This is a genomic window from Burkholderia lata, from assembly GCF_902499335.1.
Classification (GTDB): domain Bacteria; phylum Pseudomonadota; class Gammaproteobacteria; order Burkholderiales; family Burkholderiaceae; genus Burkholderia; species Burkholderia lata_B.
In genome coordinates, this window is record NZ_CABVQK010000003.1 from 527,942 (window position 1) to 547,502 (window position 19,561).

Below are 19,561 nucleotides of genomic sequence, written 5' to 3' on the forward strand. Positions count from 1 at the left end.
GAACCCTCGAGGTGCGAACGATGGCGCTGCGCGCTGACCCGATTTACATCGAATCGGACCGACTATCGATCAAGCCGTTTTCTGCCGGCGACGCCGATGCGACGTTTCCGTGCATCACACCGACCCTGACGCGTTTCATGGCCTGGGAGCCGCCTCCCGACCGCGACAGCTTCGATCGCATCTGGCGCGCGTGGCTGCCTTCGATCGCGGACGGGAGCGACTTCGTCCTCACGGTCCGCCAACGCGACGGCGGAATGTTCCTGGGCCTGGCCGGCCTTCATCACGTCACGATTGCCGGTGCGGAACTCGGTGTCTGGATTCGCGAGGATCGCCACCGCGAAGGCATCGGCCGTGAAGCGGTCGGTCTCGTCGTCGAATGGGCATGCGAGACGCTCGGCATTCGACGCTTCACCTATCCGGTTGCCGAAGCCAACGAACCCAGCCGCCGCATCGCGGAATCGCTGGGCGGCACGGTCATGCAGCGTGGCGAAACGCCCAAGTACCCGTCGGTCACCTACCTGATATCGCGAGACGCGGCCATCGCCGATCACGGCAACGCGAAGCGCGTCGGCGGCTGAGCATACGCGCCGAATCCCGCACAGTGGCGGCCCAACGCCGCGTTCGCGTGCCCGTTCCCGCCGCGCCGCGCGTCAGCCGTCCGTCGACACCGTCACGGCCTCCCACGCCCGGATTTCCTCGTCCAGCGCCGCCAGTTTGCCGCGCACGAGCCGCAGCGCATCGCTGCCGAGCAGCAGGTGCGCGGGCGGATGGTCCGCCGCGATCGCCGCGAGCATCGCCCGCGCGGCCTTCGCGGGATCGCCCAGCTGCTTGCCGCTCTTCTCTTCGCGCGCCTGGCGGATCGGATCGAAGCTCGCGTCGTAATCCGCGATCGAGCGAGGAGTGCGCAGCATCGAGCGGCCGGCCCAGTCGGTGCGGAACGAACCCGGCGCCACAGCCGTCACGGCGATGCCGAACGGCGCCAGCTCCTTGCCGGCGGTTTCGGAAATACCTTCGAGCGCGAACTTGCTGCCGCAGTAGTAGGCGATGCCCGGCATCGTGATGTGGCCGCCCATCGACGTGATGTTGAGGATGCGGCCGCGCCGCCGTTCACGCATGAACGGTACGACCGCCTTCGTCATCGCGACCGCGCCGAATACGTTCACGTCGAACTGCCGGCGCATCTCCGCGAGCGGCGCTTCTTCCATGATCCCTTCGTGCCCGTAGCCGGCGTTGTTCACCAGCACGTCGACGGGCCCGACGTTCGCCTCGATTTCCGCCACGACGCCGTCGATGCGATCGAAGTCGGTCACGTCGAGCACCCGCGCGAACGCCTGCGCGGACAGCGCTTCGAAATCCTGCGCCGCCTGCGCGCTTCGCACGGTGCCAACCACCGTGTAACCCGCCGCGAGTGCCTCATGCGCGAGCGCGCGGCCGAAGCCGCTGCTGACGCCAGTAATAAGCATGAGCTTGCCGGATGCCATTTGAGCTTCTCCCGAATGTCGATTGGAGCGTGCATACTAGTCTGACGAACCCCGTCGAATAAGCTCGATTCCGCTGATTTTCTTGCACAAAACTATGAGCACCGATCCCGCCCTCGCCCGATCCCCGTCGCTGCCGCCGCGCGACCGAAAGCGCCTGGTGACGCTGCTGCGCACGCTGGCGCCCGACGAAGGCTACAACCTGACGGCGTTGCCCAGCGTGCGCATCCTGCGGTCGAACCGCGCGCTGTCGCGCACGCCGGTGCTGTACGACCCGGGCATCGTGATCGTGTGCCAGGGCTGCAAGCGCGGCTACTTCGGCGGCGAGCGCTATCTGTACGACGAGCACCACTACCTGGCGGTGTCCGTGCCCGTGCCGTTCAGCATGGAAACCGACGCCACGCCCGAGCGCCCGCTGCTCGCGCTGTATCTGCACCTCGATTTCACGATGGCCGCCGAACTCGCGGCGCAGATCGACCGCGCAGGCACGGCGGAGCCCGTGCAGGCGCCCAGGAGCATGATGTCGACGCCGATGGATGAAACGATGCACGCGTCGGTGCTGCGTTTCGTCGAGGCGATGCATCGGCCGCTCGACGCCGCTGTGCTCGGCCCGGCGCTGCTGCGCGAGCTGTATTTCCGCGTGCTCACCGGCGCGCAGGGCAGCGCGATGCGCAGCGCGCTGGCGATGCGCGGACAGTTCGGCCGGATCGGCCGGTCACTGCGCGTGATCCACGCCGATTACGCACAGCCGCTCGACGTGCCGCAACTGGCCGACGAAGCCGGCATGAGCGTGCCGAGCTTTCACAGCCACTTCAAGGCGATCACGCAGGTATCGCCGATGCAGTACCTGAAGTCGACACGGCTGCATCAGGCGCGGTTGCTGATGGTGCGCGAGGACCTGACGGCGGAAGCGGCCGGCTACGCGGTCGGCTATGCGAGCCCGTCGCAGTTCAGCCGCGAATTCAAGCGCCTGTTCGGCCTGACGCCGGCGAAGGAAACGCAGCGCATGCGAGAAAGCTTCGCGATTCCGGAAGCCTTCGAGGATGCGGTGTTCGTGTCGTCGCATTGATGCGGGCACCGCGACGGGCCCGCATGTCGGTTTCCGTCAGCCGCACCTAGGCGCGCTGCCGGTAGACGCGCGCGATGCTCGCGAAGAACGACAGCGCGGCGATCGCGCAGGCCAATGCGAACACGTACACGGGAAATTGCCGCTCGCCCCCTCCTCCGCCCCCTCCTCCGCCCGCGCCGCCAACCAGTGCGATCACCACGGCGACCAGCGCGGCGCCGATCGACTGGCCGGTCGTTCTCGCGGTCGACAGCACGCCGGACGCGGTGGCCGTCCGGTTCTTCGCCGCGTTCGCAAACATCTCCTTGTTGTTCGGCGGCAGGAAGAAGCCGTACCCCACGCCGCACAGCGCGACGCGCCACAGGAAATCCCCGACCACTGGTTGCGCGGGCAACAGGGTCAGCGACCCGATCCCGAGACAGAACATCAGCACACCGACACTCGACAGCTGTGTCGCATTGAAGCGATTCGCCAGCCGCCCGGCAAACGGCGCGCACAGCGCGACCGCGATCGGCCAGGGCGTAAAGACCAGCGCCGATTTCAACACGCTGTACGCATAGGTGTGCTGCAGCACGAACGGCAACGCCACCAATGCGATGCCCTGCGACACGAACATCGTCACGGACGTCAGCACCGCGAACGTGTACCGGCGCGACCTGAAAATATCCAGCGGCAGCAGCGGATGCCGTGCCCGGGTCTGCCCGATGCAGAAGGCCAGCATCAACGCCACCGCCGCGACGGCAAGCACGAGCACGGTACGATTGCTCCACCGCCCGATCTGGTCGACGGCGAGCGCGAAGAGGCCGAATGCCGCGGCGGAAGTCACCGCGCCCGGGACGTCGAAACCGCGCTCCCGATGCGTGTCTTTCCCCAGCGCGACGAACGAAAACGCGATGGCGGCGATCCCGAACGGGAGGTTGATGAAGAACAGCCAGGGCCACGATGCCCAGGAGACGATCAGGCCGCCCAATGCGGGGCCGACGGCGGTCCCTACCGCAAATACCAGCGCATTGACGCCGAAGATCGTCCCCAGCGAAGCGGGCGGGAAAATCACCCGGTAGAGGCCGTAGCCGACGCTGATCAGGATCGCATAGCTGATGCCCTGCAGGATCCGCATGGCCACCAACCCGCCGAAGGTGGACGCCAGTCCGCAGCCGAGGGACGCGATCGTGAACAACACCAGCCCGATCGTGTAAAAGCGCCGCTCGCCGATTCTCGACCCGAGCGACGCGCACGTCAGCATCGTCGCCGCGCTCGCCACCTGGTACCCGTTCGCGACCCAGATGACCGACGCCGCGCTCACGTGCAGGTCGGTCGAGATCGTCGGCAGCGCGATATTGACGATCGCGCTGTCCAGCGCGGACATGAATGCGCCGACCAGAATCGCGACCGCTGCAAAATAGCGGCGAGGGATGTCGAATCCTTCGTCGCCGTACGTTTCTGCAATCTCCATGAGTCATCCTTGCCGGATCAAGGCCCGGTGCATGAACTAGTCATGACGCGCGTGCTCGCCGCGCGCGGCATCGCGTACCAGACCGGCGAGCGACTTCAGGATGAGCGCCGTCACGCCCCAGATGTCCTGCGTCTGCTCCGCCCAGTACCACGCGCCCGCGCGTTCGCCTTCCGTGTATTGCCGCGGCAGATCCGGATTCAGCAATGCGGCGAATGGAAACTCGAAGATCTCCGCGACTTCCGCGGGCGCCGCCTCCCATTCCGCCGTTTCCGGCACGATGCCGATCACGGGAAAGATCGCGTGATTGCGCTTTCTGGTTTTATGGATCGGCAAGCTGCCGGCCACGCGGACCGCATCAGGCGCGAGGCGGATTTCCTCGAACGCCTCGCGCAACGCGGTCGCGCCGATATCGCGATCGGACTCCGCCGGGCGTCCGCCCGGGAAACTCACATGCGACGAGTATTCGCTGAGATCCGACGCGCGCTTGGTCAGCAGGATCGTCGGCTCGCGCCGCGCGACGATCGCGACCAGCACCGCCGAGAATTTCCACTGCCCGTCGTTGTCCGCGAGGGTTTGCTTCGCTGTCGGCCAATCGGTGCCGGCCGGAATACCGTGGCCTTCCACGCCACGGACGATCGCGTTCAGGAGAGCCTGCGGCGAGCCGGTTTCCGCGTGCGCGGCGGCCAACCCGCCGCCGGTATTCAGGACGCTTCTGTCTGGTTCCATGTCTTCCTCCTGCGTGCGGCAACCGGCACGCGTTGAGCGACACTGAACCCGACACGTGTTGCATGGGCACGGCGTCGTTGTGGTCAATCCGATGAGCCCGTGTTCGCATGCGATCGCAAATGTCACGCACGGCGGCGTGACTGTCTGCTTCAGCGTAAAAATATCCGCCGGCGTTGCGGATAGTTGAATGCCGGAGCCCGATCGCCGTCGATCAACGGAGAAACCCGATCATGCACGAAAAATGAATTTCGGATCGACCGCGCGCGCACGCGCGTCGCGCCTGCGCTCAAGCGGCGGAGGTCGGCTCGCTCCGCGCATCGGCGCTCGCCGATGCGGTACCGATCAACCCGGCCGCCGCGACTGCCGCAGCCGTCACGATCATCATCGCGCCCCACCCGACCCGCGCGTTGAGCAGCCCCGCCGCCACCGCACCGCCGGCACCGGCCGCGTAGTAAAGCGTCAGGTACGCTGCGCTCAACGCCCCGGCCCGGGCCGGCTGAATCGCGACGACACGCGCCTGGTTCGCGACCTGCGCGGCAAAGCAACCGGCATCGAACATGGCCAGCCCCACGCCCAGCCATCCGGGACGACCGAGCGCAACGGCAAGCAACAACGCCGACACGGCCGACACGAAGAGCCCGCCCCGGATGACCGCGCGATCGCCGAATCGATCGGCGAGTTTTCCGGCCACGCGCGTCACGCCGAGACCCAGCACGCCCGCGAGACTGTACGCCCCGATCGCCGCGGCACCGAGGCCATACGGCGGCCCGGCCAGGCGGAGTGCGAGCCCTACCCAGACCAGGTTGAACGCGAAGAACCAGAGCATGCCGGCGCAGGTGCGGCGCCTCAACTGGGCGCTGTCGCGCAGCAACCGCGGAATGGCACCGATCGCGTTCGCACGGCCCGGCAGCCCTTCCGGCCGGCCGCCGGGCAACAGCATCGCCCCGCCGATGGCGGCCAGCGCAACGCATCCGGCCAGCGCGAGCAATGCGCCGCGCCATCCGCACCATTGCGACAGCACGCCGCCCACGAAACGGCTCAGCAGGATCCCCGCGGAAATGCCCGCCGACACGGCCCCCATCGCCACGCCGCGCCGTTGCGGATCCGCGTGTTTTCCGGCAACCGCACTGCATTGCGCGGCCACCGTGGTTGCCGCGCCCACCAGAAAGAAGCCGGCATCGAGCGCGAGCGGCCCGGGCGACCACGACGCGCACGCCAGCAACAACGCGAGCACACCCATCTGCGTCGCAACGAGCACGCGCGGACTGAAGCGGTCGACCAGCGGCACCAGCCATGCAAGGCCGACCAGGTAACCGAGCATCGTCACGGACGCGAGGGCCGCCATGCGCGACGCAGCCACGCCGAACTCGCTCGCGATGGCCGACAGCGACGGCTGCAACGCGTAGCCGTTGGCGATCGCGACGCCGGCCGCCAGTGCAAGCACCACCGTCGCGGTGCGGGACAGCGGCACGCGGTTGCCGCCGACGGTCATGCCGCGGTCCTGACCGCGATCGCCTCGACTTCGACCAGGATCTCCGGATCGACGAACGGAAGCGCATGCACCAGCGAAAACGCCGGCCGGATGTCGCCGTAGATCTCCCCATGCGCGCGGGCCGCGGCTTCCCAGTTGTCGAAGTCCGCGACCACCAGGCGGCTCTGGACAACGTCCGACAACGAGAACCCGCTGTCCGCCAGCACGCGGTCGATCGTCGCCAGCGCATCGCGTGTCTGCGCGTACAAGTCCGCGCCTTTGCCGGCCGTCCCCGAAATGTAGATGGTGTTGTCGACGACCACGGCGCGCGAGTAGCCGACCTTGGGCTCCCACGGGGAGCCGGTGCTGATCCGTTTACGCATCTTGAAGATCCCTCCAGTCAGGTTGACGAACATCGCTTACTACTTGGGTAGTAAGTTCGAGCGATTGTATACTACTCCGGTAGTTAATCAAGAAGCCCCATGCAGGTCGTCGTGGGAGCAGGAGCCGATACACATGAGCGAGAACACGGAGCTGATCACGTCGTTGATCCGGCTTGGATTCACCCAGTACGAAGCGCAGGCCTACGCAGCCCTCGTCGGGCAGGCCGCACTGACGGGTGCGGAAGTCGGCCGGCGCGCCGGCATGCCGCCATCGAAGATCTACGAAACTCTCGGCCGCCTGGAAACGCGCGGTGCGGTGCTCGTCAACCGGTCGGAACCTGTCCGCTATGCGGCCGTGCCCCACCGGTCGTTGCTCGAGGACTTGCGCACGCGCTTCAATGCGGATCTCGAACTGGCCGCGGGCGCGCTCGACCGGCTGCCGGTTCAACAGGAGCCGGGGCTCGTCTGGTCGTTGAGCGGACGGGAAGCGATCGCCAGCGCGTTCGCGCGCGTCATCGTCAATGCGAAAACGCAGATCTTCGCGGGTGTCTGGGACGAAGAGATCGACGATCTCGGGCCGCTGCTCGAGGCTGCCGCGGCACGGGGCGTCGACACGCACGTGGCGATCTACGGCAATCGCACGCTCAACGGGCCGCGCCACTACGACATGGCCAAATGCGGCGCCAGTGCGAGGCTCAGGCTGTCCGGTCGCCGGCTCGCCGTCGCGGTGGCGGACAACACCGAGGCAGTGGTGGCGGAATTCGGCGATCATTCACCCGATCACGCCACCTTGACGACCAATCCGGTCATCGCGCTGCTCGCGGTCGAGTACATCAAGGCGGACGTGAGCGGGCGCGTGTTGATCGACGCAATGAGTCCGGCGGAGTACAGGAAAATCCTGAAGCATCCCGACATGCAGGCGATGCTTGCGCCGCTCGACAAGCCGAGCTGACCCATGCGACTCCGCGCGGCTGCCGGCGCATCGCGCAACGCGCGCCTCACCCAGGTACGGTAACCACCCCACTCACGCGAGCGTCAAATGACCGCTTATGCCTTCCGCCTGCTGAATGTCTTCGCCGAATCCACGTTCGGCGGCAACTCGCTTTGCGTATTCGAAGATGCGCGCGGCATGGACGACGCGACCATGCGGGCACTTGCCGTGCAGTTCAACCTGTCCGAAACGACCTTCGTGCTGCCGTCGGAGCGCGCGCATGCGCGGGTGCGCATCTTCACACCCGGCTACGAGATGGCCTTTGCGGGCCATCCGACGCTCGGCACCGCGCATGTCGTGCGCGACCTGCTGGGTGCGGGCGACGATCTCGCGCTCGAATTCAAGGCCGGCGTGGTCGACGTGAACGCGCACGACGACGTGTGGACGTTCATCGCGCCGCATTCCGGCATGCCGAAGACGGCAGCATGCGAGTTGCCCGATGCCCGGATGGCGGCTGTGCTGGGACTGACGGAAGACGATCTGCTCGCGCCGCCGATCTGGGTCGACACCGGCGCCGACCAGTTGCTGGTCGCACTCAAGGACCCCGCCGCCGTGCACCGCGCGCAGCCCGACAGCGCATGCCTCGACATCTGGCCGACCAGCAGCCTCGGCCGCAAGACCGCCTACGTGTTCGCGTTCGATGCCGAGCGTCCGGGGACGGTGATGTCGCGCTACTTCTTCGTGAAGCAAGGCAGCGTTTCGGAAGACCCGGGCACGGGGTCTGCGTGCGCGAACCTGGGCGGGTGGCTGCTTGCGATGAACCGCGAGTTGCCTGCCGCGTTTCAGGTCGAGCAGGGTGAAGCCGTCGGCCGGCCCTGCCTGCTGCGGTTGTCGGTCAATGCGAGCGGAGAAATCGGAGTCGGCGGGCGCGTGATCGAACTCGGGCGCGGCGTCGTCAACGTGTAGGCGCGCTGAACGGAAATATCGCAGCGATCTTCAACGGCGCAATGCGCGCAAGAAACCCGTTGCAATCTACCTGGCGAGCACAGCGCGTCCTCACGACCGCCGCCCTACGCAGCACGTTACTGTCTCCAGGAATCACGAAATCAACTGACAGCAACAAGAAAAATTCACCCGATTCCTCCGGGAAAATGATGCAACCGGCATTGTCGTAAGCGCGATTTTTTAGCGGCATTGATGTGCCGAAAGTCGACGCCTTGCATCAGCTTGTGACGGAAAAGGCTGCTTCGCGGGCACCTGTACGGCCCACGGTACGAAGATCGCGCAGGATCTGCACCGTCACCGCTCGTTCATCACGGCAAGGCTAGCCGCAGCCTTGCCGGCGTTATCACGTATCGTGATCACCACATCAAAAAACACCATTTGCGCCGATCGTGACAGTGCGGTGAACTACCAGCCGGTAAAAGAAATATCTCGTCCAGGCAGAATTTTTCGCGTCGAGATGTCAACGGCGGAGACGTAATCAATGATCTTGATCGTAATGGGTGTATCCGGCGCCGGAAAGTCGCATATCGGCGAAATGCTTGCGAAGCGCCTGTCATGCAGCTACACGGACGGCGATGCATTTCACAGCGCCGCCAACAAGGCAAAGATGCGCCACGGCACGCCACTGATCGATGAAGACCGCTGGCCATGGCTACAGTCGATCCGCACCGCCATTGAAGACAAGCAGCGCACCGGCAGCACGGCCGTATTCACGTGCTCGTCGTTAAAGCGTTCGTATCGCAACGCGCTGAGCTGCGGCAACCACGACGTCCGGTTCATATACCTCAAAGGCTCGCTCGAGGTATTGCGCGCACGTCTGAATGATCGTCGCGGTCATTTCTTCGATCCGTCGCTGCTGGAAAACCAGCTCGACACGCTCGAAGAACCGGCGCCGCATGAAGCAATCACGATCGGCATCGAGCTCACGCCGGATCAGATCGTCGATCACGTGCTGCGGAATATCGGCGGCCTGCCTCAAAACACGGCGATTTGAACCACGCTAGCCAGCCAACACAAAACAGGAGACGTAATGGAAGGCGAAAAACCCTTGGCCAATCAAAGATGGTGGTATCTGATGCCCGTCATCTTCATCACCTACAGCCTCGCCTATCTGGATCGCGCAAACTACGGCTTCGCGGCAGCTGCTGGAATCGACAAGGATCTGGGCATCACCCACGGAACATCGTCATTGATCGGTTCGCTATTCTTTCTGGGCTATTGCTTGTTTCAGGTACCCGGTGCAATTTATGCGCAGCACAACAGCGTCAAGAAGCTGATATTTTTCAGCCTGATCCTCTGGGGGCTGTGTGCGATGGCCACGGGCATGGTGAGCAACATCCCGACGTTGATGGCGTTACGCTTCATGCTCGGCGTGGTCGAAGCAGCGGTGATGCCTTCCATGCTGCTCTATATCAGCCGGTGGTTTACGCGCAGCGAGCGCTCGCGAGCCAACACCTTTCTGGTTCTGGGCAATCCGGTGACCGTACTGTGGATGTCGGTGGTATCGGGCTACCTGGTGCAAGGCTTCGGGTGGCGCGAGATGTTCGTGATCGAGGGATTGCCTGCGCTGGCATGGGCTATCGTGTGGTGGCTGATCGTCAAGGAGCGCCCAGCAGATGCCGGCTGGATGACCTCTGTCGAAAGGAATCAACTCGCTGCGCGCCTTGAGGCTGAACAGGCGCATATTCCTCCGGTACGAAACTACAAGGCCGCATTTCGTTCCGCAATCGTTCTGAAGTGTTGCGCGATCCACGCGCTGTGGAGCATCGGCGTATATGGCTTCATCATGTGGCTGCCGTCGATCCTCAAAATGGCTTCCAAAATCGACATCGTATCGGTTGGTTGGCTCGCGGCCGTTCCGTATGCCGGTGCGGTCGTACTCATGGTCGGTACGTCGTGGCTCTGCGACAAGATGGATAATCGAAAGCTGTTCGTGTGGCCGCTTCTCACCATTGGCGCACTTGCTTTCATCGCGTCGTGTTTGATAGGCACTGCGCACTTCTGGGTCTCGTTCTGGCTTTTGGTGGTGGCTGGCGCGACGATGTATGCGCCATACGGTCCGTTCTTCGCGCTGGTGTCCGAGTTGCTCCCGAGCAACGTGTTCGGTGGAGCAATCGGGATCGTCAATTCCAGCGGCGCGCTGGGCGCGTTCTTCGGCTCGTGGATCGTTGGCTACCTCGACGGCGTAACCGGCAGTCCGACCGCGTCATATATGTTCATGGCAGCCTCCCTGTTGCTTGCCGTGATCATCACGCTCTCCGTGCGAACTACGCCGACACGGCACGCGAACTCGATCGGAGCGGTTCCAGCCACCACGGACGCTTATTGATTGGCCTGCGGCGAGTTCCATCGATCGTGATGTATCGCCGCCCCACTTCTACGTCGGCCGAGGCCATCCAGACGACAGTTCATACCTCGCGGATAGCCGGGTTCCATTTCCGAACACATCAGGCGCATCTCGCTGTCCGCGTGTGCATGGGTGTTACCTTGGCAACCGTAGGATCCGTTCAGATCGACAGCGGCGATCATCGGCGATTCGAGGAGCAAGCGCCGGCTTGCTTTACATGGACGATGCGACGAGCCGGCTGCGGATGCCGCACGACACGCAAGCCGAGTCGACTCTTCCATCACTTCGGGCGTTGAAACCGTGCCGTCGCAAGTGCGTTTCCGAAATGCTCCACGGCGCCGTCGAAGCGTGATGCTCCGACATCGAAGACCCAATGGCGCAGTGACGGTAGCGCGGCGAGCCCGAGCTCGGCAATCCGGTACTGTGCGTCTATCGCGGCCAGCACGGCCGTCACCATGGCTTGCGGCATACCGTCGGTGGCCGCAGTCGTCAACCCGCCGTCGAGTATGCTCGGCGCGAAGGCTACACTCTGCAAACCCTGCTGCATCGCCGTTCGGGCAGCCGTGGCGGCAGCCTCCGCGGTGACTTCAATTGTCCAGCTTGCGGGATCACCGAGCCCGACCAGCAGCACGCGAGCTGCTTCGATGCCCGCAGGCGGACGGCTGATCAACAGTGTTTCCATCGGCGCTGCCGGAAAGTGACCTTCGCGCCGCAACCCGGTGAGCGCCCCCGAAAGCACGAGGTCGAGATGGCGTAGTCCGCCCGTCGGCCCCTCACCTGCCGCCTCGCGGGTGAACATGCAACCGCAGGAAAGATCGACCTGCGCGCCGACACCATCCCATGCCGCAACCTCGAAGGACACATCACGCCAACTGCCGATGATTTGCCGAAGAACCATATCGTCTCTCCCGTGAGGTCAGGACGCGGTGGGCCCATCTTCGATCCTGACGATCGATGAGAAAGCCACCTGCGTGCAACGGACCAGACATGCGTGTGCAATCCAGATCAACGGATCATGCCGATCGAGATCACTCTCGATGGCGGCAAGTTCATGCGAAGTCTCAGCGGCTACACGTCCTGTCAGCGTGACGCGTAGAGGCTGCGCCAGGAACGTCGACCACTCGCTTCGAACATGGCCTACGCAACACTGCCGATGAGCTGCAACAACGCAGTGTGGTCGACCGCGAGATCGGCGGAGTTGTCGAAGTGATACAGATAGCGCGTCGCAAATGCGTCCGTGGACGCACGGTCCAGCTTGAGCAATTCCCGCGTTCTTGCCACGACTACCGTCGGCGTCAGCTCCAGTTCGCCCTCTTGATCCAGCGCTTCGTCCAGCATGACGATCAGTCGGCTGAGCGGCTCCAGCCACTTCATCGAATTGTCGAAGGCCATCACTTGCAGAAAATCGCCGGCCGATTGATGCCCATGGGTCTTCTCATACTCGCGACGCTCAAGTTCGACCAGTGTCCGGTGCAAATTGAGAAGCGCGGTCCGGATGCGGGCGCAGTGTTCTGCTCGATGGGAATGTGTTCCAGTATTCATATCGGTTCACCTGGTCAGACTTCGTCCATTCGGTGGCAGCACGTACACCGTGTTTCGCAGGCCGCCAGTCACGTTTCGACGCCATCATACGAGATTGTCTCGGCAATGACATTCGGATTGCCATTGGATCGCGATTCATTCTGGTTCGGCAGCAGGTCACACTCGACGCACGTCCGCCGATTTTTGACGGGGCCTGACGGAATGGTGGGTGTGGATGACAACGCTGATTCCGTTGTCGGAAGATGAACTTTTCAGACGATTGGGATCGCACACCGCTCGCGTCGCGGATGCGGAGCGGAATCGCAAAGATGACGGTATCACTACGCAACGCCTTTTCACGAAGCGTCCTGCGTCAGCGCGAAACGCGGGGCATCGCCGCCAACATCAGGCGCCCCACCCCACTCGTCGCTCGCGTCCACGACCCGGCGTAACATTTCGACGTCGGGCACTCGCACCATGCGCTTGGTTCCGTGTCTTGCGACGACGGAACCAGGTCGATGGCCGTCAGCGCACCGGGTACGCCGACTTGATACGGTCCGCCACGATCTCCGCGACCGTCAGAACGGTCGGATTGGTCGCGACAGACGGTACGCGCGGGATGATGGAGGCATCGCCGACGTACAGGCCGCTAACGCCGCGCACCCGTCCGCTATCATCGACCACCGCTCGTGGATCGTCTTCATTCCCCATCGGAGCGGTCGACGTCATGTGCAAGTACGTCTGAACGTGTTGGCGGAGAAATGCCCTGATGTCGTCACGGGTCTTCACGTCGGGCCCGGGCGAAATCTCGGTATCCAGGTACCGCGAGAAGGGCTCCGTCGACGCGATGCGCCGCGCCGTTTCCACCGCATCCGCGAGTTTCTCCAGGTCCTTGCTGTTCCCCAGAATGCCCGTCTCGATCCGCGGAGGCGCCTTGGGGTCGCGCGAGACCAGCGTGAGCCGTCCCCGGGAATCGTCCTCCGGCGTAGCCACCGCGAGACTCATGGAGAACACCATGCCGGCGTCCGACGACATCGCCTCCAGCATCGTGATGTGACTCGGAATGATGTGCAGATCGGGCGCACCTTCGGTTCGCCCTCCGCTTCGGGCAAACAGGAGCGCGGAGATCGGCGGCACGGTAGCGCCCATTTTCTCCGACGTCGTCGAGAAAACCACGCCGCTGGCCGGCTGTTGCATGTAGTTTTGCCCGATCGGCAAATCGGCAACCGTGTCGATGCCGAGCGCGCGCAGCTCGCCTGCCGGGCCGATTCCGGATCGCAACAGCACGGCGGCCGAACCGATCGTCCCGGCCGTCAGAACAACGTTCCGGGCCGCGATCTCCTCCCCGTCGGCAAGCCTTACCCCCGTCGCGACTTGCCCCGAGAACGTGACGACATCGATCAGGACGCCGCCACGAACGGTGAGATTCGGACGCTTCCACACCTCGTCGGTCAGATACGCGAGCGCCGCACCGAACCGGATTCCTTCCCGGGTGATGTTCATCGGATAGCGGCCGACGCCGAAGTGCACCTTTCCGTTGAAGTCGTCCACTTCCGGAAAGCCCTGCGCTTTCGCGGCTTCGATGAATGCCGCGTGCGACGGGCTCAGTTCCTTCGCATCCCACCTCCGCACCGGAACCGGGCCATCGCGGCCGTGGAGCGACGCGTCGCCATGGTCGTCGGATTCGATCTTCCGGAAATAAGGCAGGACATCGTCGTAGGACCAGTTCTCGAGACCTCGATCGACCCAGTGCTGGAGATCCGTGGGCAGGGCACGCACGAAGACGCCTGCATTGATCGACGACCCGCCGCCGAGGACGCGCGCGCGGATCTCGACCGGTTGCCCGTCGATGTGCGATGCGCTGTCGTCCCAGAGGATCTCCGCGTTCCCGCCAACCGTGAACGCCTGGCTGACAGCGGCGGGCGCTTCCTCCGGGTGAAACACCGAGCCGGCTTCGAGCAGCAGAACCGAGATCGACGGATCTTCACTGAGCCGTGCGGCCATGACGCAGCCCGCGGCCCCACCGCCGGCAACGATGAAGTCGAATTGTTTTTCGTCACTCATCTGTAACACTCCTGACTAATAAGACCAACGGCTCAACGCCCGTCGACGGAATACTTTCCCGCACCCGTCACGCATAGCAGCATCAGCCCGCCAATGATGCTGATGTTCTTGTAGAAGTGGATCATGTTGTCGTATTGAACAGCACCGGTCATGTTCCAGTAGTGATGACCGACAATCGCCGTACCCAATGTGTAGAGCGCGAGCAACAAGGCCAGCAGGCGTGTACGGACCCCGACCACCAGCGCGATGCCTACGACGAACTCCATCACCACGGCGACGATCGTCGACAACTCGGGGGCGGGTACGCCACTCGATGCCATGAATGCAACGGTTCCGGAAAACCCGGTCAGCTTCGACCAGCCGAACATCACGAAGAGCACCATCAACAGAATGCGAGCGACGAGAATCAACTCGTCCTTGCGGTTTTCAAATAACGTGTCACCCACGATTTTTCTCGATGAAGTAAGTGTTGCGCCACCTGGCGCTCGATGCGCCCTCGCAGCGCCGGTCAAGACCACAACGCTGGCGCTTCGATGCCGCGCAAATCGAACACCAGTACTTCAGCACCGTGACCTCGCGTGAAGCTCAGTGTTCGTTCGCCGCGAACCCGTGCGCCGTCACCTTCGCCAAGTTCGACGCCGTTCACGGCAATCGTGCCGCGCGCCACATGCACATACGCATAGCGATTTGCGGCAAGATCGAGCTCGGCGCTTTCGTCGCCGTCGAACAGTCCGGCATAAACGCGAGCATCCTGTTGCAGCGTCAGCGATTCGTTCGCGCCGTCGGGTGACAACACCAGGCGCAGCACCCCACGCTTCTGCTCGTCGCCGAAGTGACGTTGCTGATAGCGTGGCGGCGTGCCCGTCGTGGCCGTTGCGATCCACACCTGCAGCAGGTGCACGGGGTCGCGCTCAGAAGGGTTGTATTCGCTATGGGCGACACCCGTGCCGGCGCTCATCACCTGGATGTCACCGGGCACGATCACCGATCCGGTGCCCATCGTGTCCTTGTGTTCCAGCGAACCCGCCAGCACGTACGTGAAGATCTCCATGTCGCGGTGCGGGTGCTTGCCGAATCCTTGCGCCGGCATGATCCGGTCGTCGTTGATCACCAGCAGATCGGAAAAGCCGCTTTGCTTCGGATCGTAATAGTTCGCGAACGAAAACGTGTGACGCGTGCTGAGCCAGCCGTGTTCTGCTCGTCCGCGTTCATCTGCATGCCTGATCTCGAGCATCGTGTTCCTCCTTGCGTGGACGAAATGGCTCGAGCACTATGCCCGTTCCGTTCATGCTGCGGAACCGACAAATCTGATAACCGTCCTCTCAAATTCAAGAAGACGGTATAGAGCTGGAATCGGGATTTGCTTGAGAAGCCGCCGACCGCGCGCATGAGGAATGAGCCCGCGCGCCCGATGGCCTGGGCCGGGTCGGGAAATCGCGGACGTCGCCATCAACTTCGATGGCTTGTCGCGTGTGCCGCCCTTTCAGGCAGACAGGCAATGGATTGCTTTCCTGATCGGATCGATCGACAAAGCCCGACATGCATTGCACTCGAGCAGCCGGATCCCACGCTGATCATCGGGCACGCATTGGCTTTTGCACGAAACGGAAGAACTGGAATCGATCCTATTCCACGTTGCGCATCCCGTTCAGGATCGACGCCGCGGTCAGCCGGGTCGTACCGAATCGCGATCGGATCGCCACGAAGCAGGCAGCGAGAATGGTCCGGGAACGCTGCCCGGGATCACCGGATCAAGCGTGCGAATCCGGAAGCCCTGTCACGTTCGCGACATCGCTCAACTTCGCGTCCCAATACGCCTGGCAAAAGTCGAGATACGCCCTGACGATCGATGACGGATGTCGGTGTGACGGAAACAGCAGGTTCAGTTCGACGTCAGGAAACGGATAGTCGTCCAGAATCGAGACCAGCCGGCCTTTACGCAGCTCGTCCGTGACAAGAAACGGCGGGAGTTCGGTCACGACATGTCCGACGAGCGCGCGGTTGCGCAGATGCGAGTAATCGTTCGTCGACAGCACCGGGCGCGGATGAAATTTCGTGCCGCCGAGGGGCCAGACAGGCGGTGCATACGCGCCGCGCCCCCAGGTCGCACACGGCAAACGATGCAGGTCGTCCGGCGTCTCCGGCCGGCCGTAACGCTCCAGCAACGCGGGGCTCGCGACGAGCCGATGCCGATAGATCGCGATCTTGCGCGCCACCATCGACTCCTGCTCGATCGCCCCGACACGCAATGCCACATCGATACCGTCGAGAATCAGGTCGACACGGCGCTCGGTGGTATGAACGAACAGGCGAATACCCGGATAACGCGCCTGAAACTCGCCGAGCAGATCCCACCAGACTTCGAACGTCGGCGGCAACGACAAACGCAGGAACCCTTTCAGTTCGTGCTGCGCGCCCACCACCGACTCCCGCGCCTCGGCCAGCGCTTCGATGCCGCGACTGGCGTGTTCGTAAAGCCGCACGCCGGCATCCGTCAAGCGCGTGCCACGCACTGAACGCTCGAGCAATTGCACGGCCAGTTCGCTTTCGAGGGCCCTGATCCGGCGACTCAGTGTCGGCAGCGGGATACCCGTACGTACGGCCGCCGCCGACAGGCTGCCAGCCTGCACGACGATCACGAACATCTCGACAGCATTCAGATCCATATCGGCCTTTCGAATTTGAGAGGGAGGTTATCAGATTTGTCGATTCCCGATCGCGATTCGAACAGGCACAGTGACCGGCCAAACCGACCGACATTCAAGCTGGCCTGGACAGCAACGGAGTTCACATGACTGCACGACGCGACGTACCCGGTATCCGCGCATACGACGGCCCGGCCGGCGGCTGGGGCGCCCTCCGGGCAACGGCGGAGGCGGTCCGCACGCAGATGGAATCGCTCAAGGCGCCGATCACGCTGCTCAGGACCAATCAGCCCGATGGCTTCGACTGCCCCGGCTGCGCATGGCCCGACAAGGAACACAAGTCGACGTTCCAGTTCTGCGAGAACGGCGCGAAAGCCGTCACGTGGGAAGCGACGACCAAGCGCGTGACGCCCGGGTTCTTCGCGGTGAACACCGTGTCGTCGCTGCTGCGCATGTCGGACTACGAACTGGAGAACATGGGCCGGCTCACGCATCCGCTCGTCTACGACCGCGCGAGCGACACGTTCCGCACGATCGAATGGGACGACGCGTTCGCACGCATCGGCGAAGTGCTACGCGCGCTGCCGCCCGAGCAGGTCGAGTTCTATACGTCCGGCCGCGCGTCGAACGAGGCCGCGTATCTGTTCCAGCTATTCGCACGCGAATACGGGACGAACAACTTCCCCGACTGCTCGAACATGTGTCACGAGCCGACGAGTGTCGGCTTGCCGCAGTCGATCGGCATCGGCAAGGGAACGGTATCGCTGGAAGATTTCGACGTGTGCGACCTGATCATCTCGATCGGCCACAACCCGGGAACCAACCATCCGCGCATGATGGGTACGTTGCACGAAGCCGCGCGCCGCAACGTGCCGATCATCGTGTTCAACCCGCTGCGCGAGCGTGCGCTCGAACGCTTCGCCGACCCTCAGAATCCCGTCGAGATGGCCACCTATGGGTCGACGCGCATTGCGTCGACCTACTTCCAGGTCAAGGCCGGCGGCGACGCGGCCGCGCTCAAGGGCATCATGAAGGCGCTGCTGGCCCTGGACGCCGCACAAGGCAACGTGCTGGACCATACGTTCATCGCCGAGCACACCGAAGGCTTCGACACGTTCGCCGCCGATCTCGTCGCGACCGGCTGGGACGCGATCGAGCGCGAAAGCGGGCTCGCGCGCGCCGCACTCGAACAGGTGGCGAACGCCTATGCAAAGGCGAACGCGACGATCGTCACCTACGGGATGGGCATCACCCAGCACAACACGGGCACGGCGAACGTACGCCTGATTGCCGACCTGCTGCTGTTGCGCGGCAATATCGGCAAACCCGGCGCAGGCATCTGCCCGCTGCGCGGTCACTCGAACGTGCAGGGCAACCGGACGGTGGGCATCACCGAAAAGCCGTCGGCCGAATTCCTGAGGAAGATCGAGGACGTATTCGGCTTCACGCCGCCGCGTGCGCACGGCCATGACGCCGTCAAGGGCATGCAGGCGATGATCGATGGCACGGCCAAGGCGCTGATCTGCCTCGGCGGCAACTTCGCGGTCGCGCTGCCCGACTCCGGCCAATGCTTTCCGGCGATGGGGCAGCTCGACCTGAGCGTCCACCTCGGCACCAAGCTCAATCGCTCGCATCTGCTGGTCGCGAAAGAGACTTTCGTGCTGCCCTGCCTCGGGCGCACCGAGCTCGACGTGCAGGCAGGCGGCCCGCAATCGGTGACGGTCGAGGATTCGATGTCGATGGTCCATGCGTCGTCGGGCAAACTCACGCCGGCGTCCGGGCATTTGCGCTCCGAGCCCGCCATCGTCGCCGGCATTGCGCACGCCACGCTGCGTGACAGCAAGGTCGCCTGGCTGGACCTGATCGCCGACTACGACGAAATCCGCGCCTTGATCGAACGGACCATACCGGGTTTCGAGAACTTCAACGAACGGATCAGGGCTCCAGGCGGATTCCGGCTGCCGCTGCCGCCGACCGAACGCCAATGGCCGACGGCGACCGGCAAGGCGATGTTCTCGGTGTTCGGCGGCGTCGCGGAAGATGCCCCCGTTCATGGCGACGACATCCTGCGCCTCGTGACGCTGCGCAGCCACGACCAGTACAACACCACGATCTACGGGCTCGACGACCGCTATCGCGGCGTGTTCGGCCGGCGCGACGTATTGTTCATGAACGAGGGCGATCTGGCCGCATGCGGGCTCGAACACGGTGATCTGGTCGACATCGAGACCGTCGCACCTGGCGGCCGGCCGATGCGGCTCGAGAAGATCACGGCGATCGCCTACGACATCGCCGCGGGATCCGTCGGCGCGTATTACCCGGAAGCGAACGTGCTCGTCCCGCTCGACTACATCGACAAGGAAAGCGGCACGCCATCGTACAAGTCGGTCCCGGTTCGCGTGGTCCGGTCACAAGCGCTCTGAACCGGTGGCGAGCGCGCCCGCCAAGGCGGAACGCAGCGCGTTCGGCCG

General features: G+C 63.9%; 18 protein-coding genes. 7 read left to right on the forward strand and 11 right to left on the reverse strand.

Annotation, left to right across the window (positions count from 1 at the left end):
- Positions 1–20: 20 nt before the first annotated feature.
- Complete coding sequence (locus tag BCO18175_RS10165; RefSeq protein WP_174980473.1) at positions 21–578, forward strand: GNAT family N-acetyltransferase; 558 nt, start codon at positions 21–23, stop codon at positions 576–578.
- A gap of 72 nt (positions 579–650) precedes the next feature.
- On the opposite strand, the gene BCO18175_RS10170 is transcribed toward BCO18175_RS10165, so the two are convergent.
- The gene (locus BCO18175_RS10170; RefSeq protein ID WP_174980474.1) at positions 651–1,481 is read right to left on the reverse strand and encodes an oxidoreductase; all 831 of its coding nucleotides are present in this window, start codon (positions 1,479–1,481) and stop codon (positions 651–653) included.
- Positions 1,482–1,575: 94 nt separating this feature from the next.
- Here BCO18175_RS10170 and BCO18175_RS10175 point away from each other — a divergent pair, with 94 nt between their 5' ends.
- Complete coding sequence (locus tag BCO18175_RS10175) at positions 1,576–2,547, forward strand: AraC family transcriptional regulator (RefSeq protein ID WP_174980475.1); 972 nt, start codon at positions 1,576–1,578, stop codon at positions 2,545–2,547.
- Positions 2,548–2,593: 46 nt separating this feature from the next.
- Here the strand turns inward: BCO18175_RS10175 and BCO18175_RS10180 are convergent, their stop codons facing one another.
- The 4 genes from BCO18175_RS10180 to BCO18175_RS10195 form a co-directional block, all read right to left on the reverse strand.
- Positions 2,594–3,997, reverse strand: a complete 1,404-nt coding sequence (locus tag BCO18175_RS10180; RefSeq protein ID WP_174980476.1) for an MFS transporter — start codon at positions 3,995–3,997, stop codon at positions 2,594–2,596.
- A 36-nt stretch (positions 3,998–4,033) separates the two neighbouring features.
- Positions 4,034–4,723 carry an NUDIX hydrolase gene (locus BCO18175_RS10185; RefSeq protein WP_174980477.1) on the reverse strand — a complete coding sequence of 230 codons (690 nt, stop codon included), beginning with the start codon at positions 4,721–4,723 and terminating at the stop codon, positions 4,034–4,036.
- A 286-nt stretch (positions 4,724–5,009) separates the two neighbouring features.
- On the reverse strand, positions 5,010–6,215 hold the full coding sequence (locus tag BCO18175_RS10190) for an MFS transporter (protein WP_174980478.1): 1,206 nt from the start codon (positions 6,213–6,215) through the stop codon (positions 5,010–5,012).
- Positions 6,212–6,577 carry a RidA family protein gene (locus BCO18175_RS10195; RefSeq protein ID WP_174980577.1) on the reverse strand — a complete coding sequence of 122 codons (366 nt, stop codon included), beginning with the start codon at positions 6,575–6,577 and terminating at the stop codon, positions 6,212–6,214. Before BCO18175_RS10195 ends, BCO18175_RS10190 begins: the two co-directional genes overlap by 4 nt.
- Before the next feature lie 133 nt (positions 6,578–6,710).
- Between BCO18175_RS10195 and BCO18175_RS10200 the strand changes: the two genes are divergently transcribed.
- The 4 genes from BCO18175_RS10200 (at position 6,711) to BCO18175_RS10215 (ending at position 10,842) form a co-directional block, all read left to right on the forward strand.
- Positions 6,711–7,529 carry a TrmB family transcriptional regulator gene (locus BCO18175_RS10200; RefSeq protein WP_174957458.1) on the forward strand — a complete coding sequence of 273 codons (819 nt, stop codon included), beginning with the start codon at positions 6,711–6,713 and terminating at the stop codon, positions 7,527–7,529.
- Positions 7,530–7,616: 87 nt separating this feature from the next.
- The gene (locus BCO18175_RS10205) at positions 7,617–8,474 is read left to right on the forward strand and encodes a PhzF family phenazine biosynthesis protein (protein ID WP_174980479.1); all 858 of its coding nucleotides are present in this window, start codon (positions 7,617–7,619) and stop codon (positions 8,472–8,474) included.
- Positions 8,475–8,994: 520 nt separating this feature from the next.
- Positions 8,995–9,507 (forward strand): gluconokinase, encoded by a 513-nt coding sequence (locus tag BCO18175_RS10210; protein WP_174980480.1) that lies wholly within the window; start codon positions 8,995–8,997, stop codon positions 9,505–9,507.
- A 36-nt stretch (positions 9,508–9,543) separates the two neighbouring features.
- The gene (locus tag BCO18175_RS10215) at positions 9,544–10,842 is read left to right on the forward strand and encodes an MFS transporter (protein WP_174980481.1); all 1,299 of its coding nucleotides are present in this window, start codon (positions 9,544–9,546) and stop codon (positions 10,840–10,842) included.
- A 298-nt stretch (positions 10,843–11,140) separates the two neighbouring features.
- On the opposite strand, the gene BCO18175_RS10220 is transcribed toward BCO18175_RS10215, so the two are convergent.
- From BCO18175_RS10220 to BCO18175_RS10245, 6 genes are all read right to left on the reverse strand, one after another.
- A complete protein-coding gene (locus BCO18175_RS10220) occupies positions 11,141–11,758 on the reverse strand; it encodes a M17 family peptidase N-terminal domain-containing protein (RefSeq protein WP_174980482.1) in 618 nt (205 codons plus the stop codon).
- A 239-nt stretch (positions 11,759–11,997) separates the two neighbouring features.
- Positions 11,998–12,402 (reverse strand): hypothetical protein, encoded by a 405-nt coding sequence (locus BCO18175_RS10225; protein WP_254608020.1) that lies wholly within the window; start codon positions 12,400–12,402, stop codon positions 11,998–12,000.
- Positions 12,403–12,906: 504 nt separating this feature from the next.
- Positions 12,907–14,445: a GMC family oxidoreductase gene (locus BCO18175_RS10230; RefSeq protein ID WP_174980483.1), complete on the reverse strand. Its 1,539-nt coding sequence runs from the start codon at positions 14,443–14,445 to the stop codon at positions 12,907–12,909.
- A 32-nt stretch (positions 14,446–14,477) separates the two neighbouring features.
- Positions 14,478–14,891, reverse strand: a complete 414-nt coding sequence (locus tag BCO18175_RS10235; protein ID WP_174980484.1) for a DoxX family protein — start codon at positions 14,889–14,891, stop codon at positions 14,478–14,480.
- A 62-nt stretch (positions 14,892–14,953) separates the two neighbouring features.
- Positions 14,954–15,679 (reverse strand): pirin family protein, encoded by a 726-nt coding sequence (locus BCO18175_RS10240; protein ID WP_174980485.1) that lies wholly within the window; start codon positions 15,677–15,679, stop codon positions 14,954–14,956.
- 517 nt (positions 15,680–16,196) lie between these two features.
- A complete protein-coding gene (locus BCO18175_RS10245) occupies positions 16,197–17,111 on the reverse strand; it encodes a LysR family transcriptional regulator (protein ID WP_174980486.1) in 915 nt (304 codons plus the stop codon).
- A gap of 125 nt (positions 17,112–17,236) precedes the next feature.
- On the opposite strand from BCO18175_RS10245, the gene BCO18175_RS10250 reads away from it, so the two are divergent.
- The gene (locus BCO18175_RS10250) at positions 17,237–19,513 is read left to right on the forward strand and encodes an FdhF/YdeP family oxidoreductase (RefSeq protein WP_174980487.1); all 2,277 of its coding nucleotides are present in this window, start codon (positions 17,237–17,239) and stop codon (positions 19,511–19,513) included.
- Positions 19,514–19,561 lie beyond the last annotated feature (48 nt).